Origin of the sequence: Pseudoxanthomonas daejeonensis (assembly GCF_010093205.1) — a bacterium.
GTDB classification, from domain to species: Bacteria; Pseudomonadota; Gammaproteobacteria; order Xanthomonadales; family Xanthomonadaceae; genus Pseudoxanthomonas; species Pseudoxanthomonas daejeonensis.
Window position 1 is genome coordinate 1 of sequence record NZ_PDWN01000013.1, and the last position, 19,638, is coordinate 19,638.

The window sequence follows — 19,638 nt, forward strand, 5'->3', positions numbered from 1 at the left end:
CATCGTACTCCATAGGAGCTCTACCCCATCTCTTGATGCAGCCGTGTCAGCTTGGATAAAGCAGACCTGCGTGTGCGCGTGTTCCGCACGCGGGGCGCGGGCGAGGCGCACCCACTCCCCCGCGCCCCCCCCGCTCCCCGCCCCCCCCCCCCCCCCGCCCCGCCGGCAACACCGCACTCAACGAGGCCGACTGGGCCGAGTTCTGAGGCCGGATCGTGCGACACAGGCGAAGCCCCGGTCCAAACCGGGGCTTTGCTCTTTGTAGGAGCGGGCATGACCGCGACACCGACGCCGCTGGCACAGGCGACGACGACGCGGCTCCGATGCCCTCGGTGTCGCGGTCATGCCCGCTCCTACAAAAAGGCAGCGCACTAGTAGCCGTGCTGCAGCCACACCGCACGCCCATCAACTTCGGCGGCCTCGCGCCGATATTCAAGGTGACGGGAATCTTCCCGCCCGGCCGTACCGTCCCCCTACCGGACCTCCCATGAGCGCCACGCATCTGCCGCACCCCCCAACGGACCAGCGCGAGTTTCCGTTCTCCGATCGCGACTTCCGCCGGGTCTGCCAGATGATCCATGCCCGTGCCGGCATCGCCCTGGCACCGGGCAAGCGCGACATGGTCTACGGGCGCCTTTCAAGACGCCTGCGCGCGCTCGGCATGTCCGACTTCGGCCACTACCTGGACCAGCTCGACGCGCATCCGGATGGCGAGGAATGGCAGGCGTTCACCAACGCGCTGACGACCAACCTGACCGCCTTCTTCCGCGAGCCGCACCACTTCGAGCGCCTGCACGCGCAACTGGCCGAATCGGGCGGCGGCCCGCTCAAGCTCTGGTCCTGCGCCGCCTCCACCGGCGAGGAGCCCTACTCGATCGCGATCACCGCCTGCGAGGCGTTCGGCACCCTCACCCCGCCGGTGCGAATCCTGGCCACGGACATCGATACCCAGGTGCTGGCCACCGCTCAGCGCGGCGTGTATCCGCTCGAGCGCATCTCCGGGCTGGACGAAGAAACGCGCAGGCGCTACTTCAAGCGCGGCACCGGCCCCAACGAAGGCCGCTGCCGGGTCCATCCTGCGCTGCAGGCCCTGGTCGACTTCCGCCCGTTGAACCTGCTCGACGCGCGCTACGACGTGGGCGGCCCATTCGCGGCGATCTTCTGCCGCAACGTGATGATCTACTTCGACAAGCCGACCCAGCGCGACATCCTTTCGCGGCTGGTGACGCAGATGGACACCACGAGCCTGCTCTACACCGGGCACTCGGAGAACTACCTGCACGCGGCCGACCTGATCCAGCCTTGCGGTCGCACCCTGTACCGGCGCAATCCGTCCGCGGCGCGCGCATGAGCGGCATCGCGCTTCAGGCCGACACGGTCATGCGCTACAGCGACCCGCAGTTCAAGGTCCCGGCGGCCAAACTGCTGCCGACGCAGTACCTGGTGGTGGACGACGGCACCGCCCTGGTCACCATCCTGGGTTCGTGCGTGGCCGCGTGCATCCGCGACCCGGCGTTGCAACTTGGAGGCATGAACCACTTCCTGCTCCCGGACGGAAATACCGGCGACGGCGCACCGGCGCGCTACGGCAGCTATGCGATGGAAATCCTGATCAACGAACTGCTCAAGCGCGGCGCCAGCCGCAAGCGCCTGGAAGCCAAGGTGTTCGGTGGCGCCAACGTACTCAAGGGCTTCACCAGCAATCCGGTCGGCACCCGCAACGCCGAGTTCGTGCTCGCCTACCTGGACGCCGAGCGCATTCCGGTCGTCGCCGAGGACCTGCGCGGCATCCATCCGCGCAAGGTCTTCTTCTTCCCGCAGACCGGAAAGGTCATGGTCAACCGCCTGCCGCACGCGCACGGCGTCGAAGTCGCGGCCACCGAAACGGCGGTGCGCACGCGCCTTTCGCGCACCCCGGTCAGCGGCGGCGTGGAGCTGTTCTGATGGAGAAGATCAAGGTTCTGGTGGTCGACGATTCGGCGGTCGTCCGGCAGATCCTGACCGAACTGCTCGGCAGCGACCCGGGCATCGAGGTGGTCGGAACCGCCGCCGATCCGCTGCTGGCACGCGAGAAGATCAAGCGCCTCAACCCGGACGTGCTGACCCTGGACGTGGAGATGCCGCGCATGGATGGCCTGGCGTTCCTCGAGAACATCATGCGCCTGCGGCCGATGCCGGTACTGATGGTGTCTTCGCTGACCGAGCGCGGCGCCGAGATCACGCTGCAGGCGCTGGCCCTGGGTGCGGTCGACTTCGTCACCAAGCCGAAACTCGACGTGGCGCGCGGCCTGGGCGAATACGCCAACGAGATGATCGCCAAGGTCAAGGCCGCCGCGCGTGCGCGCGTGCAGGGACTGGCACGGCCCGCGATGCGGCTGGAGCCCGCTGCCACTGCGCGTCCGGCCATTCCGACCGCGGCGCGTTTCCGCACCACCGATCGGTTGATCGCGATCGGCGCCTCCGCCGGCGGCACCGAGGCCATCCGCGTCGTGCTCGAACAGATGCCACCGGATGCGCCGGCGATCGTGCTGACCCAGCACATCCCCGGCGGCTTCAGCCGCGCGTTCGTCGAACGGCTCGACCGCCACTCGCAGATGCTGGTGCGCGAAGCCAGTGATGGCGAAGCGGTCCTGCCCGGCCACGCCTACCTGCCGCCCGGAGACCGCCACCTGCGGGTGATCCGCGACGGTGCCCGCTGGCGCTGCCGGATCGACGATGGTCCACCGGTCAACCGGCACCGGCCAGCGGTCGACGTGCTGTTCCGCTCGGTCGCGCAGAGCGCCGGCGCCAATGCCGTGGGCGCGATCCTCACCGGAATGGGAGACGACGGAGCGCGAGGCCTGCTGGAACTGCGCCAGGCCGGCGCGCCAACCCTGGTCCAGGACGAAGCATCCAGCGTGGTCTGGGGCATGCCCGGCGCGGCCTTCAAGCTCGGTGCGGCGCAGGAAGTGGTGCCGCTCGATCGCATCGCCGGCCGCCTGCTGGAACTGGCCGGTTCGCACGCGCTGGCCGCGACCGGCTGACCGGAACGCACTGCGTTCGGTGCGGCCCGGTTCGGTTCGGTCCGGAATGAACGCGCGGTACGGAACGCGAGCGGCGGTCCCGTGCTGGCCGGCAATGCTGATGTCATACATGGACCCGGCGTCGAACTGCCTGCGCCGGAGGTCGGCGGCTCAGTCCGGGTTGGCCACGCCGTGCGGGACGTGTCCGGCCGCCACGTGCTGGCGGGCGCTGTCGATGTTGTGCGCCGAATCGTCGAAGAAGATGTCCGCACCGAACGCCGCCAGGAACGGGCCCTTGGCCCGTCCGCCGAGGAACAGCGCCTCGTCCAGGCGCACGCCCCACTCGCGCAGCGTGCGGATCACGCGCTCATGCGCCGGTGCCGAACGCGCGGTGACCAGCGCGGTACGGATTGGCGCGTCCTCGCTGGGCGGGAACGCCGCCTGCAGATCGTGCAGGGCCGACAGGAAGCCGCGGAACGGCCCGCCCGGGAGCGCCTCGCGCGCGCGTTCGTGCTCGTGAAGCCCGAATGCCTCCACGCCCTGTTCGCGCGAGATGCGCTCGCTCTCGTCACCGAAGATCACCGCGTCGCCATCGAATGCGATCCGCAACTGGTCGCGCGCCGCATTGGCGGCGCGAGCCGGCAGGATCGTCGCCGCGGCGACCCCGTGCTGCAGCGAGCGCCGCACCGATTCGGGATTGGCCGACAGGAACAGGTCGGTGCCGAACGGCGCCACGTAGGGCCAGGTCGGCTCGCCGGCGGTGAACACCGCGCGCACGATGCCCAGGCCGTGGTGCTGGATCGAGTTGAAGATGCGCAGGCCGGTATCGGCCGAATTGCGCGACAGCAGGATCACCTCGACCTGCGGCGTCCCCGGGGGCAAACGCCGGTTCAGCGCCAGCAACTTGCGCACCACCGGGAATGCCACGCCCGGCTCGAGCACTTCGTCCTCCAGCTCGCGCTGGTAGCCGGCATAGGCATCCACGCCCTCGCGCTCGTACAGCGCGTGGCTTTCCTCCAGGTCGAACAACGCACGCGAGGTCACCGCGATCGTGAGCAGGCGGGGGGCGTTGTCGTCGGGTCTGGCCATGCCGGCATTATCGACCATGCCGACGCCACGTGCATGGCGCGCAGTGCCTCAACCGCCGGGCGAATCGATCCTCACGCGGGCCGGCGCACCGCGCTGGCGATCGCGGGTGACCGCACGCACTTCCAGCTCCAGGTGCACGGGCATCTGCTGGCTGGTAGGCACGTCCTGCCAGGTGAACTGGTGCTCGGCCTTCCGTCCGGAGACAGGAGAGGCCACGGCCACGGCAGGGAGGAGGCCCTCCGGTGCCTGGCCACTGACCAGCCGGTACTCGAACCCGATCTCGTCCAGCGAATAGTCGCTGCCCCGCGGCCACTTCAACTGGACCGACAGGAAGCCCAGTGCGTCGCAGGTCGCGCCGCCGCCGATGCCACGCGTCAGGCTTGCGATCTCGATCTCTGGCGCCGGGATCTGCGCGTTGTCGACCAGCGCCGGAGCATCGGCCTGGAAAGGCGTCACGTTGCTGGTGAACATGCACGCAGCGGCCGCTGGCGCCGGCATGGCGCACAGCAGCATCAGATACAACAACTTCACGGGACCCCTCCCCTGCCGTTGAAGCTCGATGACTTCGAGTGGATTCTGGTTGTGACCGGGAAGGCTTACCCACTTCACCCGGCGCGCTACGTCATACCACGAATTGTTCGCTGAGGATACGTTCCTCGAGGTTGTGCTCGGGATCGAACAGCAGGGTGACCATGCGGTCGGCCGACTCGCGGATCACCACCTCCACCACGTCGCGCGTCTCGTGCGAGTCGGCGGTCACGCTGACCGGCCGCTTGTACGGATCGAGCACCTCGAAGCGGATCTCGGTATCGGCCTTGAGGATGGCGCCGCGCCAGCGTCGTGGCCGGAACGCGGCAATCGGGGTCAGCGCGATGGTGTGCGACCCCAGCGGCAGGATCGGTCCGTGCGCGGAAAAATTGTAGGCCGTGCTGCCGGCCGGCGTGGCGACCATCACGCCGTCGCAGATCAGCTCGTCCAGGCGGGTCTGGCCGTTGAGACCGATGCGGATGTGCGCGGCCTGCCGCGTCTGCCGCAGCAGCGAGACTTCGTTGTAGGCCAGCGAACCGATGCTGGTGCCCGACTCGGTCTGCGCCACCATCTCAAGCGGACGCAGCTTGGCGGGCTCGGCCGCGGCGATCCGCTCGAGCAGGTCGTCGGCGTTGAAATGGTTCATCAGGAAACCAACGGTGCCCAGCTTCATTCCATAGACCGGCTTGCCCAGCCCGCCGTGCCGGTGGAGCGTCTGCAGCATGAAGCCATCGCCGCCGAGCGCGCAGATCACGTCCGCCTCCTCGGGCGGATGCTGCCCATGCCGGGCCACCATCGCCTGCAGCGTCTCCTGCGCGTTGGGCGCCGTACTGGCGAGGAAGGCGATGCGGGGACTGGCACTCATCACGATCTCCGTCGGGAGCCGGCAGGATAACCGCTCGCGACAGATCGATGTCCAGCAGGGGCGCCGGCGTCATGCCGGCGCCCCGATCGCGGCTCAGCCGCGCGAAGCGAGCTGGCCCAGCTTCTGCACGGCCACCGACAGGGTCGGATAGTCCAGCGTCTTCTGCGCCGACAGCTCCGACAGCATGCCCAGGGTGAAGCGCAGTGCGGCATCGTCGCGCGACAGCCAGTGACGGACCTTCGCGTCGGCATCGGCACCGGGCTGGGACATCGCCTGGCCCGCCAGCACGCGGTGGTGGGCGGCCAGCTCGTCGCGCATCACGCCCCGGGCGACCGCATGCCAGCGACCGTCCACGGCGAGTGCGTCGACCTGCTCGAACAGCCACGGCAGCTGCAGGGCGTCGCCCAGGCGGAAGTGCACGCGCGAGACATCGACCGGCTTGAGCTTGCGCGCGCGCGCCAGCTCGATGATGTCGAAGGCAGGCTCCAGGTACGGAAGTTCGGACAGCTGCTGGGCGAGCTTGGGCGGCATGCCCTTGTCACGCCATTCGCGCAGCGCCGCTTCGTACGCAGGCCGCTGGGAATCGGGCAGCACGCCCGACGCTTCGCGGATGTCGTTGAACGGATCGCGGTAGCGATCCACCGCCTCGGTGATGCTCGGCATCGGCCCGGGGCGGTTGAGCAGCCAGCGTACGAACGAGCGCTGCAGGCTCCAGATCACCTGCAGGGCATCGATCTGCGCGGCCTCGGGCAGCTTGCCGTCGAGCGCGTCGATCTGGGTCCAGAGCATCCGCGCATCCAGCGTCTCGCGGCTGATGGTGTAGGCCTTGGCCACCTCGGCCGGGCTGCGGCCGGTGTCTTCCTGCATGCGCAGCAGGAAGGTCGCGCCCATCCGGTTGATGGTCGTGTTGGTGACGGCGGTGGCGATGATCTCGCGCTTGAGGCGGTGCCGCTCCATCTCGTCGGTGTACTTCTTCTGCAAGGGCAGCGGGAAGTAGCGCTGCAGCTCCTTGGACAGGTACGGATCCTCGGGGATGTCCGAATCCAGCAGCTGCTGGAAGGCGACCAGCTTGGAGTAGGACAGCAGGACCGCCAGTTCCGGCCGGGTCATGCCCTGCCCGCGCGCCTTGCGTGCGGAAAGCTCCGCATCCGACGGCAGGAACTCGATCTGCCGGTCGAGCAGGCCCTGCGACTCCAGCGTACGGATGAAGTGCTGCTTGGAACCCAGCCGCTTGACGCTCATCCGCTCCATCAGGCTGATCGCCTGGTTCTGCCGGTAGTTGTCGAACAGCACCAGCCGCGCGACCTCGTCGGTCATGGATGCCAGCAGCTTGTTGCGGGCCGGCATGGTCAGCTTCTTCGCACGGACCACGTCGTTGAGCAGGATCTTGATGTTCACCTCGTGGTCGGAGGTGTCCACGCCGGCGGAGTTGTCGATGAAGTCGGTGTTGAGCAGGACGCCGGCGTGCGCGGCCTCGATCCGGCCCAGCTGGGTCATGCCGAGGTTGCCGCCCTCGCCCACGATCCGGCAGCGCAGCTGTCCGCCGTTGACGCGCAGTGCATTGTTGGCGCGGTCGCCCACGTCCGAATGCTGCTCGGTGGACGCCTTGACGTAGGTGCCGATGCCGCCGTTCCAGAGCAGGTCGACCGGCGCCTGCAGGATCGCCGACATCAGTTCGTTGGGCGACATCGACCTGACGCCTTCGTCCAGGCCCAGCACGGCACGCACCTGCGGGGTGATCTCGATCGACTTGGCACTGCGCGGGTGCACGCCGCCACCCTTGCTGATCAGCTTGGTGTCGTAATCGGCCCAGCTGGAGCGCGGCAGCGCGAACAGGCGTTCGCGTTCGGCGAACGTGCGCGCGGCATCCGGTTCCGGGTCCAGGAAGATGTGGCGGTGGTCGAACGCGGCGACCAGGCGGATGTGCCTGGACAGCAGCATGCCGTTGCCGAACACGTCGCCCGACATGTCGCCGATGCCCACGCAGCTGAAGTCCTCGACCTGGCAGTCGCGGCCCAGGGCGCGGAAATGGCGCTTGACCGACTCCCACGCGCCGCGGGCGGTAATACCCATGCCCTTGTGGTCGTAGCCGACCGAGCCGCCGGAGGCGAAGGCATCGCCCATCCAGAAGCCGTGGGCGATGGCCAGGCCATTGGCGATGTCGGAGAACGTCGCCGTGCCCTTGTCCGCGGCGACCACCAGGTACGGATCGTCCTGGTCGTGGCGGACCACGTCGCGCGGCGGCACGATCCTGCCTTCGACGATGTTGTCGGTGATGTCGAGCAGGCCCTGGATGAACAGCTTGTAGCAGGCGATGCCTTCCGCCATCACCGCATCGCGCTCGCCGGACGCCGGCGGCTGCTTGACGAAGAAGCCACCCTTGGCCCCGACCGGCACGATCACCGTGTTCTTGACCATCTGTGCCTTGACCAGGCCGAGCACTTCGGTACGGAAGTCCTCGCGACGGTCCGACCAGCGCAGGCCGCCACGCGCCACCGGGCCGAAGCGCAGGTGCACGCCTTCCACGCGCGGACCGTAGACGAAGATCTCGCGGTACGGGCGCGGCTTGGGCAGGTCGGGCACCAGCGCCGAGTCGAACTTGAAGCTGATGCAGTGGCCCGGCTTGCCGTCGGCGCCGGTCTGGAAATAGCTGGTGCGCAAGGTCGCGTCGATCGCGCCGATGAAGCCGCGCAGTATGCGGTCGTCGTCCAGGCTGGAGACGCGGTCGAGCAGCTTGAGCAGTGCGGCGCGCGTGACGCGCTCCTGGGTGGTGCGATCGGCGCTGCGCGCGTCGACCACTTCCTGCAGCGCCTTGATCGCCGGTTCGTCGCCGGCGGCAAGGACGCGCAACTGGTCGACCAGGCGCTGCTGGCCGTCGAGGATCTGCGCGGCCGTTTCATTCCCGGTGGCCGGATGGAACCGCGCCTCGAACAGCTCGACCAGCAGGCGGGCCAGCAGCGGGTAGCGGCCGAGCGTCTCTTCGACGTAGTTCTGCGAGAACGGCACGCCGGTCTGCAGCAGGTACTTCCAGTAGCCGCGCAGCAGCGCGACCTGGCGCCAGTCCAGGCCGGCGGCCAGCACCAGGCGGTTGAGTCCGTCGTTCTCGGCGCGGCCGGACCAGATCGCGGCGAAAGCCTGTTCGAAGACCGGTGCAAGTGCAGTGGGGTCACCACCGCCGATGGCGCGCTCGACCTCGAAGTCCTGGATGTAGATCGGCTGGCTGCCGCCATCGTCCAGGCTGGCCTGCAGCCGGTACGGGTGCTCGGAGATGACCTTCAGCCCCATGTTCTCCATCAGCGGCAGCACATCCGACAGCGGGATGTCGTCATGCTGGCGGTACAGCTTCAGGCGAAGCCCGGCGGTGCCCTCGCGCGCGACCGCGTGCAGGCTCAGGCGCAGGTCTTCCGGCCCGGTCAGCGCGGCCAGCTGTTCGACGTCGTTGGCGGCCAGCTCGGGCGTGATGTCCTCGATGTAGCCGGCCGGCAAAGCCCGCCCGTACCCGCTCGCCATGCGCAGGCCGTCGGCCTCGCCGTGGCGTGCGATCAGCAGTTCGCGCAGGTCGTCCTGCCAGTTGCGCAGCAGGTGGGCCAGGCGACGCTCCAGCTCGCTGGTGTTCATGTCGGTAGACGCGCCGGCCCGCGGACGCACGATCAGGTGCAGCTGGGCCAGCGGAGACTCGCCCAGGACCACGCTCGAATCGACCTGTTCGCCCTGCAACGCGTCCTTCAGCAGCGTTTCGATGCGCAGGCGCACGTCGGTGTTGAAGCGCTCGCGCGGGATGTAGACCAGGGCGGAGAAGAAGCGGCCATAGCGGTCGCGGCGCAGGAACAGCCGGCTGCGCACGCGCTCCTGCAGCCCCAGCACGCCGGTCGCGGTGCGGTACAGCTCTTCCTCGCTGGACTGGAACAGCTCCTCGCGCGGCAGCGTCTCCAGGATGTGGCGCAACGCCTTGCCGCTGTGGCTGCTCGGCGACAGCCCGCTGCGGCGCATGACGTGCTCGTAGCGCTCGCGCACCAGCGGGATTTCCCACGGGCGGCGGTTGTAGGCGCTGGAGGTATACAGGCCCAGGAAGCGCTGCTCGCCGGTGATCACGCCGTTGGCGTCGAACTCCAGCACGCCGATGTAATCCATGTAGCCCTTGCGGTGGATCCGCGAGCGCGCATTGGTCTTGGTGAGGATCAGCGCCTCGCTGGTGCCCGAGCGGTTCAGGCCGTGCGCCGCCAGGCCCTTGACCGGCCGCGGCGGAGAGCTGTCCTTGCCGCGCATCAGGCCCAGGCCCGAGCCCTCGACCGGCGCCAGCACCGACTCACCGCCCTGCTTGACCACCTTGTACTCGCGGTAGCCGTACAGGATGAAATGATCGTTGGCCGCCCAGCGCAGGAACTCCTGCGCTTCGCGCCGGCCGGTGTCGTCCACCGGCATGCGCCGCGTCGCCAGGTCGTCGCCCAGTACCTGCATGCGTTCGCGCATCAGGCCCCAGTCGGCGACCACGCCGCGGACTTCGTCCAGCACTGCGGCGATGCGCTGCTCGATCTGGCGCATCGCCGACGGCGCCTGGCGGTCGATCTCCAGCAGCATCAGCGATTCCGGACGACCATCGCCGACCGACTGCAGCTTGCCGTTTCCATCGCGCGCGAAGCGCACCAGCGGATGGCCGAGCACGTGCACGCCCACGCCCATCTCGGCCAGGGCCATGCTGACCGAATCCACGAGGAACGGCATGTCGTCGTTGACGATCTGCAGCACCGTGTAGGCGGACTCCCAGCCGTTGGCGGCCAGGGTCGGGTTGAACACGCGCACGTTGGCCGTTCCTGCCCGGCGCCGACGCGCGAACTCGAGCATGTCCATGCCGATCGCCGCCCAGGTCTTGGGCGGGTGCTGCGGATATTCGTCTTCTTCCAGTCGGCGGTAGAACTCGCCCAGGAACTCCTGCAACTCGGCCTGGCGCGTCGCCGGCGCCTGGCGCCGCGCCGCTGCGTACACAGGCTCCAAGGAGAAGCGCGCCTGTGCGGCAACCGGCGCTGCGGCCTTCTTCGCCGGGCTCGCGGCCTTCGTCGGCTTCGTCGTCCGTTTTTCACCGGAAGAAGTGGATTTCATCGCCTGTAACTCCGCAGCAAAAGTGTGTGCGGACAATTGTAGCCGCGCCCATCGCAACAACCTTGCTGCAGGACGGAAGAAATCACCGCTTCCAAATTAATGAACTGGACGGTATAGTCCAGTCCGCATGCAGACTCCCAGCCCCGCCGCCCCGCGACAGGTCGACGACGCCCGCCACCAGCGGGTGCACGATGCAGTGCGCGCCCTGGTCCGCGAGCAGGGCGTGCAGATCAGCATGGACGCGGTGGCCGCGCGCGCCGGATGCTCGAAGCAGACGCTGTATGCGCGCTACGGCTCCAAGCAGTCGCTGCTGCTGCGGGTCCTGAGCGAGGACAGCCGCAAGGCCGCGGTCCTCACCGGCGTTCCCGATTCCGCGACCTTGCGCCCGCGCCTGGTCGCCTTCGCCCGCGACCACCTGGCCCGCCTGTCCGGACCGGGCACGATCGGGACCGCGCGACTGATCACCGGCCAGGCCTGCCAGTTCCCCGACGAAGTGCGGGCACTCTACGGGATCTGGATCGAGGGCCTGCAGGAGCGCCTCGCCACCTGGTTGCAACAGGCGATGCGCCGGGGCCTGCTCCGGCATGACGATCCGCACTCGGCGGCCGAGCTGTTGCTGGGCATGATCGTCGGCCTGGATTTCGACCGGCAACGCTTCCTGGTTCCTCACCGCGACACAACCAGCCTGCGGACACAGTGGGCGGAATTCGCGGTCGACAGTTTCCTGCGCGCATTCGCCCCGCCCGTTCCACGCACCTGATTCCCAGTCCTGTTCCTACATTTCCCCGGAGTTCCCATGCGCCTCCCCCTCCTCCTGTCCTGCGGCCTGCTTGCCCTGACCGCCTGCGGCGGCGGCAAGGACGAAGCTGCCGCCCCACCGCCCCCTGAAGTGGGCGTGATCGAGGCCCAGCCACAGACCGTGCCGCTGAACCGCGACCTCGTCGGCCGCCTGTCGCCCTACCGCAGCGCCGACGTGCGCGCCCGCGTACCGGGCGTGCTGCTGCGGCGGGTCTACGAAGAAGGCAGCGATGTGCGCGAAGGCCAGGTGCTGTTCGAGATCGACCCCGCGCCACTGCAGGCTTCGCTCGGCGTCGCCCAGGCCCAGCTGGCACAGGCCGAGGCCACCTACGCCAATGCACGCACCGCGGCCGACCGTGCCCGCCAGCTGGCGCCGCAGAAGTTCGTCTCGCAGAGCGACCTGGACAACGCCGTCGCCACCGAACGCAGCGCCTCGGCCGCGGTCGCGGCGGCGCGGGCCAACGTGCGCAACGCGGATATCAACCTGGGCTACGCCAAGGTCACCGCGCCCATCGCCGGCCGCGCCGGCAAGCAGCGCGTGACCGAGGGTGCCCTGGTCGGCCAGGGTGAAGCGACCCTGCTGACTACGGTCGACCAGCTCGACCCGCTGTTCGCCAACTTCTCGATCGGCTCTACCGAACTGGCGCAGCTGCGCGCAGCGACCAACGTTTCGCTGGTCGGCACCGGCAAGGCCACCGTGCAGGTGGTGCTGCCCGGCGACCGCGTGCACGAGCAGCCGGGCACCCTGGACTTTTCCGACACGACGGTCGACCCGGCCACCGGCGCGGTCACGATGCGCGCCCTGGTCCCCAATCCGGGCCAGACGCTGTTCCCGGGCAGCTTCGTCACCCTGAAGGTGAACATGGGCGAGCTGCACGAAGTATTCCTGGTGCCGCAGGAAGCGGTGCTGCGCGATGCCAATGGCGCCTTCACCCGCGTGGTCGGCGCCGACGGCAACGTCGAGCGCAAGAACGTGACCACCAGCGCCGCCCATGAAGGGCGCTGGATCGTCACCTCCGGACTGGCGGCGGGCGACAAGATCATCGTCAGCGGCGTGCAGAAGGCCAAGGAGGGGGCACCGGTGCAGGCGACGCCGTGGCAGCCGGCGGCGGCAGGCCAACCCGGCCAGCCAGGCAAGCCCGCACAGGCACCGAAGGCACCGGTCGAACCGGCCGCCGACAAATCGTCCGAGCCGGCCGCGTAAGGACCGATCCCAATGCCCAAGTTCTTCATCAACCACCCGGTCTTCGCCTGGGTCGTGGCGATCCTGATCTCGCTTTCCGGCGTGATCGCGATCCTTGGCCTCGGCGTGGAATCCTATCCGAACATCGCACCGCCGCAGGTCACCGTCGGCGCCACCTATCCCGGCGCCAGTGCTGACACGGTCGAGAAAGCGGTCACCCAGGTCATCGAGCAGCAGCTCACCGGCATCGACCACCTGCTCTATTTCAGCTCGTCGTCCAGCGCCAGCGGACGCGCCAGCATCACCCTGACCTTCGAGACCGGCACCGACCCGGACATCGCCCAGGTGCAGGTGCAGAACAAGGTCGCCCTGGCGACACCGCGATTGCCGACCGAAGTGATCCAGCAGGGCGTGGTGGTGGCCAAGGCCAACGCGGGCTTCCTGATGGTCGTGGGCCTGGTCTCCGACAACCCGGCGGTCGACCGCAACGCGCTCAATGACCTCAACGGTTCGCGCGTGATCGACCAGATCTCGCGCATCCCCGGCGTGGGCAGCATCCAGCAGTTCGGCGCCGAGTACGCGATGAACATCTGGCTGAACCCGGAAAAGCTGCAGGGCTTCGGCCTGTCGGCCACCCAGGTGCTGGCGGCCATCCGGGGCCAGAACGTGCAGTTCGCCGCCGGTTCGGTCGGCGCGGACCCGGCACCGGAAGGCCAGGCGTTCACCGCCACGGTCTCGGCCGAGGGCCGCTTCAGTTCGCCCGAACAGTTCGAGAACATCATCCTGCGCGCCGACAGCGACGGCACCACCGTGCGCCTGGCCGATGTGGCCCGGGTCAGCTTCGGCCCCGGCTCGTACGGCTTCGACACCAAGTTCAACGGCAAGCCGATGGGCGCCTTCGCGGTGCAGCTGCTGCCCGGCGCCAACGCACTTAACGTGGCCGGCGCCGTGCGCGCCAAGATGGACGAGCTGCAGTCCACGTTCCCGCAGGGCGTGACCTGGATGTCGCCCTACGACAGCACCACGTTTGTCAAGATCTCGATCGAGGAGGTCGTCAAGACCCTGGTCGAGGCGATCGTGCTGGTGTTCCTGGTGATGCTGATCTTCCTGCAGAACATCCGCGCGACGATCATCCCCACGCTCGTGATCCCGGTAGCGCTGCTCGGCACCTTCCTGGGCATGACGCTGATCGGCTTCACGATCAACCAGCTGACCCTGTTCGCGATGGTGCTGTCGATCGGCATCGTGGTCGACGACGCGATCGTGGTGATCGAGAACGTCGAACGCATCATGACCGAGGAAGGCCTGCCGCCGCGCGAGGCCACGCTCAAGGCGATGGAGCAGATCACCGGCGCGGTGGTCGCCATCACCGTCGTGCTGGCGGCCGTGTTCATCCCCAGCGCGCTGCAGGGCGGCGCGGCCGGTGAGATCTACAAGCAGTTCGCGCTGACGATCGCCATCGCGATGGCGTTCTCCGCGTTCCTCGCGCTGGGCTTCACCCCGGCGCTGTGCGCGACCTTCCTCAAGCCCAGCCACCACGCCAATTCCAACTGGGTATTCCGTACCTTCAACAAGTACTACGACAAGGTCAGCCATACCTATGTCGGCCACATCGGCAGCGCCGTCAGGCACGCGCCGCGCTGGATGATCCTGTTCGCGGCGCTGGCGGTCCTGTGCGGCTTCCTGTTCTCGCGCATGCCCGGCAGCTTCCTCCCCGAGGAGGACCAGGGCTACGCCATGGCGATCGTGCAACTGCCGCCGGGCGCCACGCTGCAGCGGACCCAGGGCGTGTTCGACCAGATGCGCGGTTCGCTCGAGCAGCTGGACGGGTTCGAGAGCATGTTGCAGGTAGCCGGCTTCAGTTTCGTCGGCTCGGGCGAAAACGTCGGCATGGCCTTCATCAAGCTCAAGCCGTGGGACGAACGCGACCTCACCGCACCTGAGTTCATCCAGCAGGCCAATGGCGCGCTGTTCGGGATCAAGGAAGCCACGATCTTCGTGGTCAACCTGCCGACCGTGCAGGGCCTGGGCCAGTTCGGCGGCTTCGACATGTGGCTGCAGGACCGTACCGGCCAGGGCCAGGCCGCCTTGACCCAGGCCCGCAACATGCTGCTCGGCCAGGCCGCGCAGAACCCGGGACTGGTCGGTGTGCGCCCGAACGGACTGGAAGACTCCCCGCAGCTGCAGTTGCACGTGGACCGGGTGCAGGCGCAGTCGATGGGACTGGAGGTCAGCGACATCTACAACGCCATCAGCCTGATGCTGGCGCCGGTGTACGCAAACGACTTCTTCTACCAGGGGCGCATCAAGCGCGTGAACCTGCGCGCCGACGCACCGTTCCGCACTGGCGCCGAATCGCTGTCGAGCTTCTACACGCCCAGCCAGGCTGGCGGCATGATCCCGTTGTCCACGGTGGTCGGTTCCGAATGGAACACCAGTGCGCCAGCCCTCAGTCGCTACCAGGGCTATGCCGCGGTCAATATCGTCGGCTCGCCTGCACCGGGACACAGCTCGGGCGAAGCGATGAAGGCGATGGAGGAGATCGTCCAGAACGACCTGCCGGGCGGCTTCGGCTACGACTGGAGCGGCATGTCCTACCAGGAGATCCTGGCCGGAAACGCCGCCACCTTGCTGCTGGTGCTTTCGATCGTGGTCGTGTTCCTGTGCCTGGCCGCGCTCTACGAGAGCTGGTCCATCCCGGTGGCGGTGCTGCTGGTGGTCCCGTTGGGGCTGCTCGGCGCGGTGCTGTTCAGCCTCATGCGCGGCCTGCCGAACGACATCTTCTTCAAGATCGGCCTGATCACGATCATTGGCCTGGCCGCCAAGAACGCGATCCTGATCATCGAGTTCGCGGTGGAGCAGCGCCTGGCGGGCAAGACCCTCCGCGAGGCAACGATCGAAGCCTCACGCCTGCGCTTCCGGCCGATCCTGATGACCTCGTTCGCGTTCATCATGGGCGTGGTCCCGATGGCGATCTCCACCGGCGCCGGCGCCAATGCGCGCCATGCGATCGGTACCGGCGTGATCGGCGGCATGGTCTTCGCCACCTTCCTCGGCCTGCTGCTGATCCCGGTGTTCTTCATCGTGGTCCGGCGCATGCTGGGCGACAAGCTGGACGAGCCGTCGAAGGAATGGCTGGAGAAGCAGCGCGGTAGCGACGCGACGACGGACTGATCCCCGCCACCGCGTGCGACATGCAAGGCCCCGGCAGCGATGCCGGGGCTTTTTTTACGCCTGTGCGGACAGTGCGAAGCGGAGGGCGACGGCGCAAACGAAGACGCCCCGGGATTACCGGGGCGTCGGTGGCGCGTCGCGTGCGGTCCGGCTTACTTCACGGCCGCCTGGTAGCGGCGCTCGACCTCGTCCCAGTCGACCACGTTGAAGAACGCGCCGATGTATTCCGGGCGACGGTTCTGGTACTTGAGGTAGTAGGCATGCTCCCAGACGTCCAGGCCCAGGATCGGGGTATTGCCGTCGCTGAGCGGGGTGTCCTGGTTGGCACTGCTCTCGACCACGACCTTCTTGTCCGGGGTCACGCTCAGCCAGGCCCAGCCGCTGCCGAAGCGGGTCAGCGCGGCCTTGGTGAAGGCTTCCTTGAACTTCTCGAAACCGCCCAGGTCCTTGTCGATCGCCTTGGCCGTGTCGCCCTTGGGCTCGCCGCCACCCTTGGGCGACATCACCGTCCAGAACAGGGTGTGGTTGGCATGGCCGCCACCGTTGTTGCGCACCGGGCCCTGCAGGTTCTCCGGCAGCGTCTTCAGCTTGGCCACCAGCTCTTCGACCGGCAGGTTGGCGTACTCGGTACCTTCGAGCGCGGCGTTGACGTTGTTGATGTAGGTCTGGTGGTGCTTGGTGTGGTGGATCTTCATCGTCTCCGTATCGATGTGCGGTTCCAGCGCATCGTAGGCATACGGCAACTCGGGAAGGGTATAGGCCATGGTGCTCTCCTTGGAATTCGTGGGAATCCGTGTCCGGTCGAACCGGACGCTGCGGGCAACAGTGTAGGGATGCGGGCGCGCGCAACCAAGGTGTCTGCGTTGCCTGGCGGGGAATGCAGCGTCCCGGCGACGTCGGCCCAACCGGGCATCAGCATGCGCGCGGGCGGGTTCCCACGACGTGAAGCGGCGGCGCTGTGCCTGCGTTCAAGCAGCGCCGCAGGCGCGCGCGCATACTCCGGCCACACCCTTTAGCACGTCCCGCGCATGCGCCCCACCCGTTCTGCCAGCCTGCTGCTGGTCGTCGTCGCCCTGGCAGCGCTGGCCTGGCTGTCGCGACCCGTCGCGGACCGATCGGCCACTCCGGGCGCATCGACGCAGGTTGTCGATACCGCTCCGGCCGCCCACGCCGAGGCCCTGCCCGCCTTCCTGCCCGGCGAAGCCGCGGCGGTGATCCGGCGCATCCAGGATGGCGGGTCGTTCCAGCACCGCCAGGACGGCAGCGTGTTCGGCAACCGCGAAGGCCGCCTGCCCCGCCATGCCCACGGCTACTACCGCGAGTACACGGTGCCCACGCCCGGACTGTCCCATCGCGGTGCACGCCGGATCGTCACTGGCGGAGATCCGCCGCGCGACTGGTATTACACCGGCGACCACTACGAAAGCTTCCGCCGCTTCCAGCCACCCGCACGGGAAGGGTTCCCATGAGCGAATCCGGATTCGACCTCGGTTTCGACGATGCCTCGCAGGCGGGCGTGTACCAGGTCGACGCGGCCGACGTGCCTGCGCTGGCCGCCGCCGCGCGCGATGCCGGGCTGCTGGTGCGCCGCATCGACCTGGCCGGCTGCCGCGACAAGCAGACCCTGCTGCTGCGGATCGCCACCATGCTGGACGTGCCCGGCGGGCGCGGCGGCAACTGGGATGCGCTGATGGACGCGCTGCGCGACCTCGAATGGCTGCCCGCTCCCGGGTACATGCTGCTGTTCGAGGCCGCCGGGCAGCTGCAGTCCGCGCGCGCCGACGAACTGCAGACCCTGCTGGGCCTGCTCCAGGAAGCCTCGCACTGGTGGGCCGAGGCGGAGGTGCCGTTCTGGGCGTTCGTGGCGCTGGAAAGCCCTGTCTCCGCGCACGACAGCTGACGCCGTCGCACCGGGATCAGGCATCCAGGTCGGCCCAGCGTGCGTAGGCCGAATCCAGCTCCGACTGGGCCGTGGCCATTCGCTGGGTATGGGCCGCGACCGCACCCGGGTCCTGCTGGTAGAAGCCGGCATCGGACATCGCCGCGGCCAGGGCCGCCAGCTCCGTCTCGAGGGTCTCGATCCGGGCCGGCAACTGCTCCAGCTCACGCGCGTCCTTGTAGCTGAGCTTGCGCTTGGGCGTGGCATCGGCAACGGATGCCGACGCCTGGATCGCTGCCGGTACGGCCGCCGAGGTGGCGTTCGCCGTCGCCGAGGCACGGGCAACCTGCGCGGCGCTGGCCGGCGCCGCGGGACGCTGGCGTACCCAGTCGCTGTAGCCACCGACGTACTCGCCGATCCTGCCCTCGCCTTCCATCACCATGGTCGAGGTGACCACGTTGTCCAGGAAGTCGCGGTCGTGGCTGACCAGAAGCAGCGTGCCGCTGTAATCGCCGAGCAGTTCTTCCAGCAGTTCCAGCGTTTCCACGTCCAGGTCGTTGGTCGGTTCGTCCATCACCAGCAGGTTCGAGGGCTGGGCGAACAGGCGCGCCAGCAAAAGGCGGTTGCGCTCGCCGCCGGACAGTCGCGTGATCGGCGCGCGGGCGCGTTCCGGGGTGAACAGGAAATCCTGCAGGTAGGCATGCACGTGCTTGCGCTTGCCGTTGATGTCGATGAAGTCCGCGCCTTCGGCGACGTTCTCGATCGCGCTCCAGTCCTCGCGCAAGGTCGCGCGGTACTGGTCGAAATAGGCGATCTTCAGGTTCGTGCCCTGGCGCACCTCGCCCGCCTGCGGCTGCAGCTCGCCCAGCAGCAGCTTCAGCAGCGTGGTCTTGCCGCTGCCATTGGGGCCGACCAGGCCGATGCGGTCGCCGCGCAGGATCACGCTGGAGAAATCACGCACCATGGTCCTGGCGCCGAAGGCGAACGAGACGTCCTTGGCCTCGATGACCTTCTTGCCGGAATTCTCGCCCTGCGCGGCCTCCATGCGCACGTTGCCGCCGAGGTCGCGGCGCTGGGTGCGTTCGGTGCGCATCGCCTTCAAGCGACGCACGCGGCCTTCGTCGCGGGTGCGACGGGCCTTGATGCCCTGCCGGATCCACACCTCTTCCTGCGCCAGCAGCTTGTCGAAGCGCTGGTTTTCCTGCGCCTCGGAGTTCAGCCGTTCCTCGCGCCGGCGCTCGTAGTTGGCCCAGTCGCCGGGCCAGCTGGTGACCCGGCCACGGTCGATCTCGACGATGCGGGTGGCCAGCGCTCGCAGGAAGCGGCGGTCGTGGGTGACGAACAGGACGCTGCCCGCCCACGCCTTGAGGAATCCCTCCAGCCAGTCGATGGCCTCGATGTCCAGATGGTTGGTCGGCTCGTCCAGCAGCAGCAGGTCCGGCGAGGACACCAGCGCACGCGCCAGCAGCACGCGTCGCTTCATGCCGCCGGACAGGCGCGCGAACTCGGCATCGCCGTCCAATTCCAGCTTGGTCAGCGTCTCGACCACGCGCTGGTCCAGCGCCCAGCCATCGGCGGCATCGATCTTGGCCTGTACCTTGCCCATCGCATCGGCGTCGAACTCGTCGGCATGGCTCAGGTGGTGGAACTGGGCCAGCCACTTGCCCAGGTCGCCCAGGCCATCGGCGACGACGTCGAACACGCTGCCGGCCGCGCCCAGCGGCACCTCCTGCTCGAGCCGGGCGATGCGAACGCCCTGCTGGACGCGCACTTCGCCGTCGTCGGGCTTCAGTTCGCCGGCGATCAGCTTCATCAGGGTGGACTTGCCGGCGCCGTTGCGGCCGATCAGGGCGATGCGTTCGCCCGGTTCGATCGACAGGTCGGTCTTTTCCAGCAACAAGGGGCCGCCGACGCTGTAGTCGAGGTTCTGCAGGGTGATCAAAGGCATCCGCACATTGTACCGGGCGCCGCGAGGCGTCAGACCCCGTGACATGTGTGATCGGCGCCCTTTCGCGGCCGCGAC

14 protein-coding genes are annotated in these 19,638 nt (G+C 68.3%); 8 read left to right on the forward strand and 6 right to left on the reverse strand.

Features of this window, described 5'->3' with window-relative positions:
- The first annotated feature begins 487 nt into the window (after positions 1–487).
- The 3 genes from CSC65_RS12885 to CSC65_RS12895 are packed head-to-tail and all read left to right on the forward strand — an operon-like array spanning position 488 to position 3,023.
- On the forward strand, positions 488–1,351 hold the full coding sequence (locus CSC65_RS12885; protein WP_162410985.1) for a CheR family methyltransferase: 864 nt from the start codon (positions 488–490) through the stop codon (positions 1,349–1,351).
- Positions 1,348–1,944: a chemoreceptor glutamine deamidase CheD gene (gene cheD, locus CSC65_RS12890; RefSeq protein ID WP_162410986.1), complete on the forward strand. Its 597-nt coding sequence runs from the start codon at positions 1,348–1,350 to the stop codon at positions 1,942–1,944. The genes CSC65_RS12885 and cheD overlap by 4 nt, the downstream gene beginning before the upstream one ends.
- A complete protein-coding gene (locus CSC65_RS12895) occupies positions 1,944–3,023 on the forward strand; it encodes a protein-glutamate methylesterase/protein-glutamine glutaminase (RefSeq protein ID WP_162410987.1) in 1,080 nt (359 codons plus the stop codon). The genes cheD and CSC65_RS12895 overlap by 1 nt, the downstream gene beginning before the upstream one ends.
- A 150-nt stretch (positions 3,024–3,173) precedes the next feature.
- Here CSC65_RS12895 and CSC65_RS12900 read toward each other — a convergent pair whose 3' ends face one another.
- The 4 genes from CSC65_RS12900 to CSC65_RS12915 all read right to left on the reverse strand — a co-directional run bounded on the left by CSC65_RS12900 (position 3,174) and on the right by CSC65_RS12915 (position 10,581).
- Entirely contained in the window at positions 3,174–4,091 is a 918-nt protein-coding gene (locus tag CSC65_RS12900) for a 5'-nucleotidase (protein ID WP_162410988.1), read from the reverse strand.
- Positions 4,092–4,139: 48 nt separating this feature from the next.
- The gene (locus tag CSC65_RS12905; protein ID WP_162410989.1) at positions 4,140–4,622 is read right to left on the reverse strand and encodes a hypothetical protein; all 483 of its coding nucleotides are present in this window, start codon (positions 4,620–4,622) and stop codon (positions 4,140–4,142) included.
- A gap of 91 nt (positions 4,623–4,713) precedes the next feature.
- Positions 4,714–5,484: an NAD kinase gene (locus CSC65_RS12910; RefSeq protein ID WP_162410990.1), complete on the reverse strand. Its 771-nt coding sequence runs from the start codon at positions 5,482–5,484 to the stop codon at positions 4,714–4,716.
- A 93-nt stretch (positions 5,485–5,577) separates the two neighbouring features.
- Positions 5,578–10,581, reverse strand: coding sequence for an NAD-glutamate dehydrogenase (locus CSC65_RS12915; protein WP_162410991.1), 5,004 nt, complete (start codon positions 10,579–10,581; stop codon positions 5,578–5,580).
- A 127-nt stretch (positions 10,582–10,708) separates the two neighbouring features.
- Between CSC65_RS12915 and CSC65_RS12920 the strand changes: the two genes are divergently transcribed.
- The 3 genes from CSC65_RS12920 to CSC65_RS12930 are packed head-to-tail and all read left to right on the forward strand — an operon-like array spanning position 10,709 to position 15,736.
- On the forward strand, positions 10,709–11,341 hold the full coding sequence (locus CSC65_RS12920; protein ID WP_162410992.1) for a TetR/AcrR family transcriptional regulator: 633 nt from the start codon (positions 10,709–10,711) through the stop codon (positions 11,339–11,341).
- 36 nt (positions 11,342–11,377) lie between these two features.
- The gene (locus CSC65_RS12925) at positions 11,378–12,583 is read left to right on the forward strand and encodes an efflux RND transporter periplasmic adaptor subunit (protein WP_162410993.1); all 1,206 of its coding nucleotides are present in this window, start codon (positions 11,378–11,380) and stop codon (positions 12,581–12,583) included.
- Between the two features lie 12 nt (positions 12,584–12,595).
- Entirely contained in the window at positions 12,596–15,736 is a 3,141-nt protein-coding gene (locus tag CSC65_RS12930) for a multidrug efflux RND transporter permease subunit (protein WP_162410994.1), read from the forward strand.
- 152 nt (positions 15,737–15,888) lie between these two features.
- Here the strand turns inward: CSC65_RS12930 and CSC65_RS12935 are convergent, their stop codons facing one another.
- Positions 15,889–16,500, reverse strand: coding sequence for a superoxide dismutase (locus tag CSC65_RS12935; RefSeq protein WP_162410995.1), 612 nt, complete (start codon positions 16,498–16,500; stop codon positions 15,889–15,891).
- A 264-nt stretch (positions 16,501–16,764) separates the two neighbouring features.
- Here CSC65_RS12935 and CSC65_RS12940 point away from each other — a divergent pair, with 264 nt between their 5' ends.
- A complete protein-coding gene (locus tag CSC65_RS12940) occupies positions 16,765–17,205 on the forward strand; it encodes a guanyl-specific ribonuclease (protein WP_162410996.1) in 441 nt (146 codons plus the stop codon).
- Positions 17,202–17,636, forward strand: a complete 435-nt coding sequence (locus CSC65_RS12945) for a barstar family protein (RefSeq protein ID WP_162410997.1) — start codon at positions 17,202–17,204, stop codon at positions 17,634–17,636. Before CSC65_RS12940 ends, CSC65_RS12945 begins: the two co-directional genes overlap by 4 nt.
- 16 nt (positions 17,637–17,652) lie before the next feature.
- Here CSC65_RS12945 and CSC65_RS12950 read toward each other — a convergent pair whose 3' ends face one another.
- Positions 17,653–19,563 (reverse strand): ATP-binding cassette domain-containing protein, encoded by a 1,911-nt coding sequence (locus CSC65_RS12950; protein ID WP_162410998.1) that lies wholly within the window; start codon positions 19,561–19,563, stop codon positions 17,653–17,655.
- Positions 19,564–19,638: the final 75 nt, after the last annotated feature.

What these genes read in the sequence shown, in the direction of transcription:
- CSC65_RS12910 (WP_162410990.1), bottom strand. Translation starts at nt 5,484, where the DNA reads ATGAGTGCCAGTCCCCGCATCGCCTTCCTCGCCAGTACGGCGCCCAAC.
- CSC65_RS12925 (WP_162410993.1), top strand. Translation starts at nt 11,378, where the DNA reads ATGCGCCTCCCCCTCCTCCTGTCCTGCGGCCTGCTTGCCCTGACCGCC.
- CSC65_RS12945 (WP_162410997.1), top strand. Translation starts at nt 17,202, where the DNA reads ATGAGCGAATCCGGATTCGACCTCGGTTTCGACGATGCCTCGCAGGCG.
- CSC65_RS12935 (WP_162410995.1), bottom strand. Translation starts at nt 16,500, where the DNA reads ATGGCCTATACCCTTCCCGAGTTGCCGTATGCCTACGATGCGCTGGAA.
- CSC65_RS12895 (WP_162410987.1), top strand. Translation starts at nt 1,944, where the DNA reads ATGGAGAAGATCAAGGTTCTGGTGGTCGACGATTCGGCGGTCGTCCGG.
- CSC65_RS12920 (WP_162410992.1), top strand. Translation starts at nt 10,709, where the DNA reads ATGCAGACTCCCAGCCCCGCCGCCCCGCGACAGGTCGACGACGCCCGC.
- CSC65_RS12900 (WP_162410988.1), bottom strand. Translation starts at nt 4,091, where the DNA reads ATGGCCAGACCCGACGACAACGCCCCCCGCCTGCTCACGATCGCGGTG.
- CSC65_RS12950 (WP_162410998.1), bottom strand. Translation starts at nt 19,563, where the DNA reads ATGCCTTTGATCACCCTGCAGAACCTCGACTACAGCGTCGGCGGCCCC.
- CSC65_RS12940 (WP_162410996.1), top strand. Translation starts at nt 16,765, where the DNA reads ATGCGCCCCACCCGTTCTGCCAGCCTGCTGCTGGTCGTCGTCGCCCTG.
- cheD (WP_162410986.1), top strand. Translation starts at nt 1,348, where the DNA reads ATGAGCGGCATCGCGCTTCAGGCCGACACGGTCATGCGCTACAGCGAC.
- CSC65_RS12915 (WP_162410991.1), bottom strand. Translation starts at nt 10,581, where the DNA reads ATGAAATCCACTTCTTCCGGTGAAAAACGGACGACGAAGCCGACGAAG.
- CSC65_RS12930 (WP_162410994.1), top strand. Translation starts at nt 12,596, where the DNA reads ATGCCCAAGTTCTTCATCAACCACCCGGTCTTCGCCTGGGTCGTGGCG.
- CSC65_RS12885 (WP_162410985.1), top strand. Translation starts at nt 488, where the DNA reads ATGAGCGCCACGCATCTGCCGCACCCCCCAACGGACCAGCGCGAGTTT.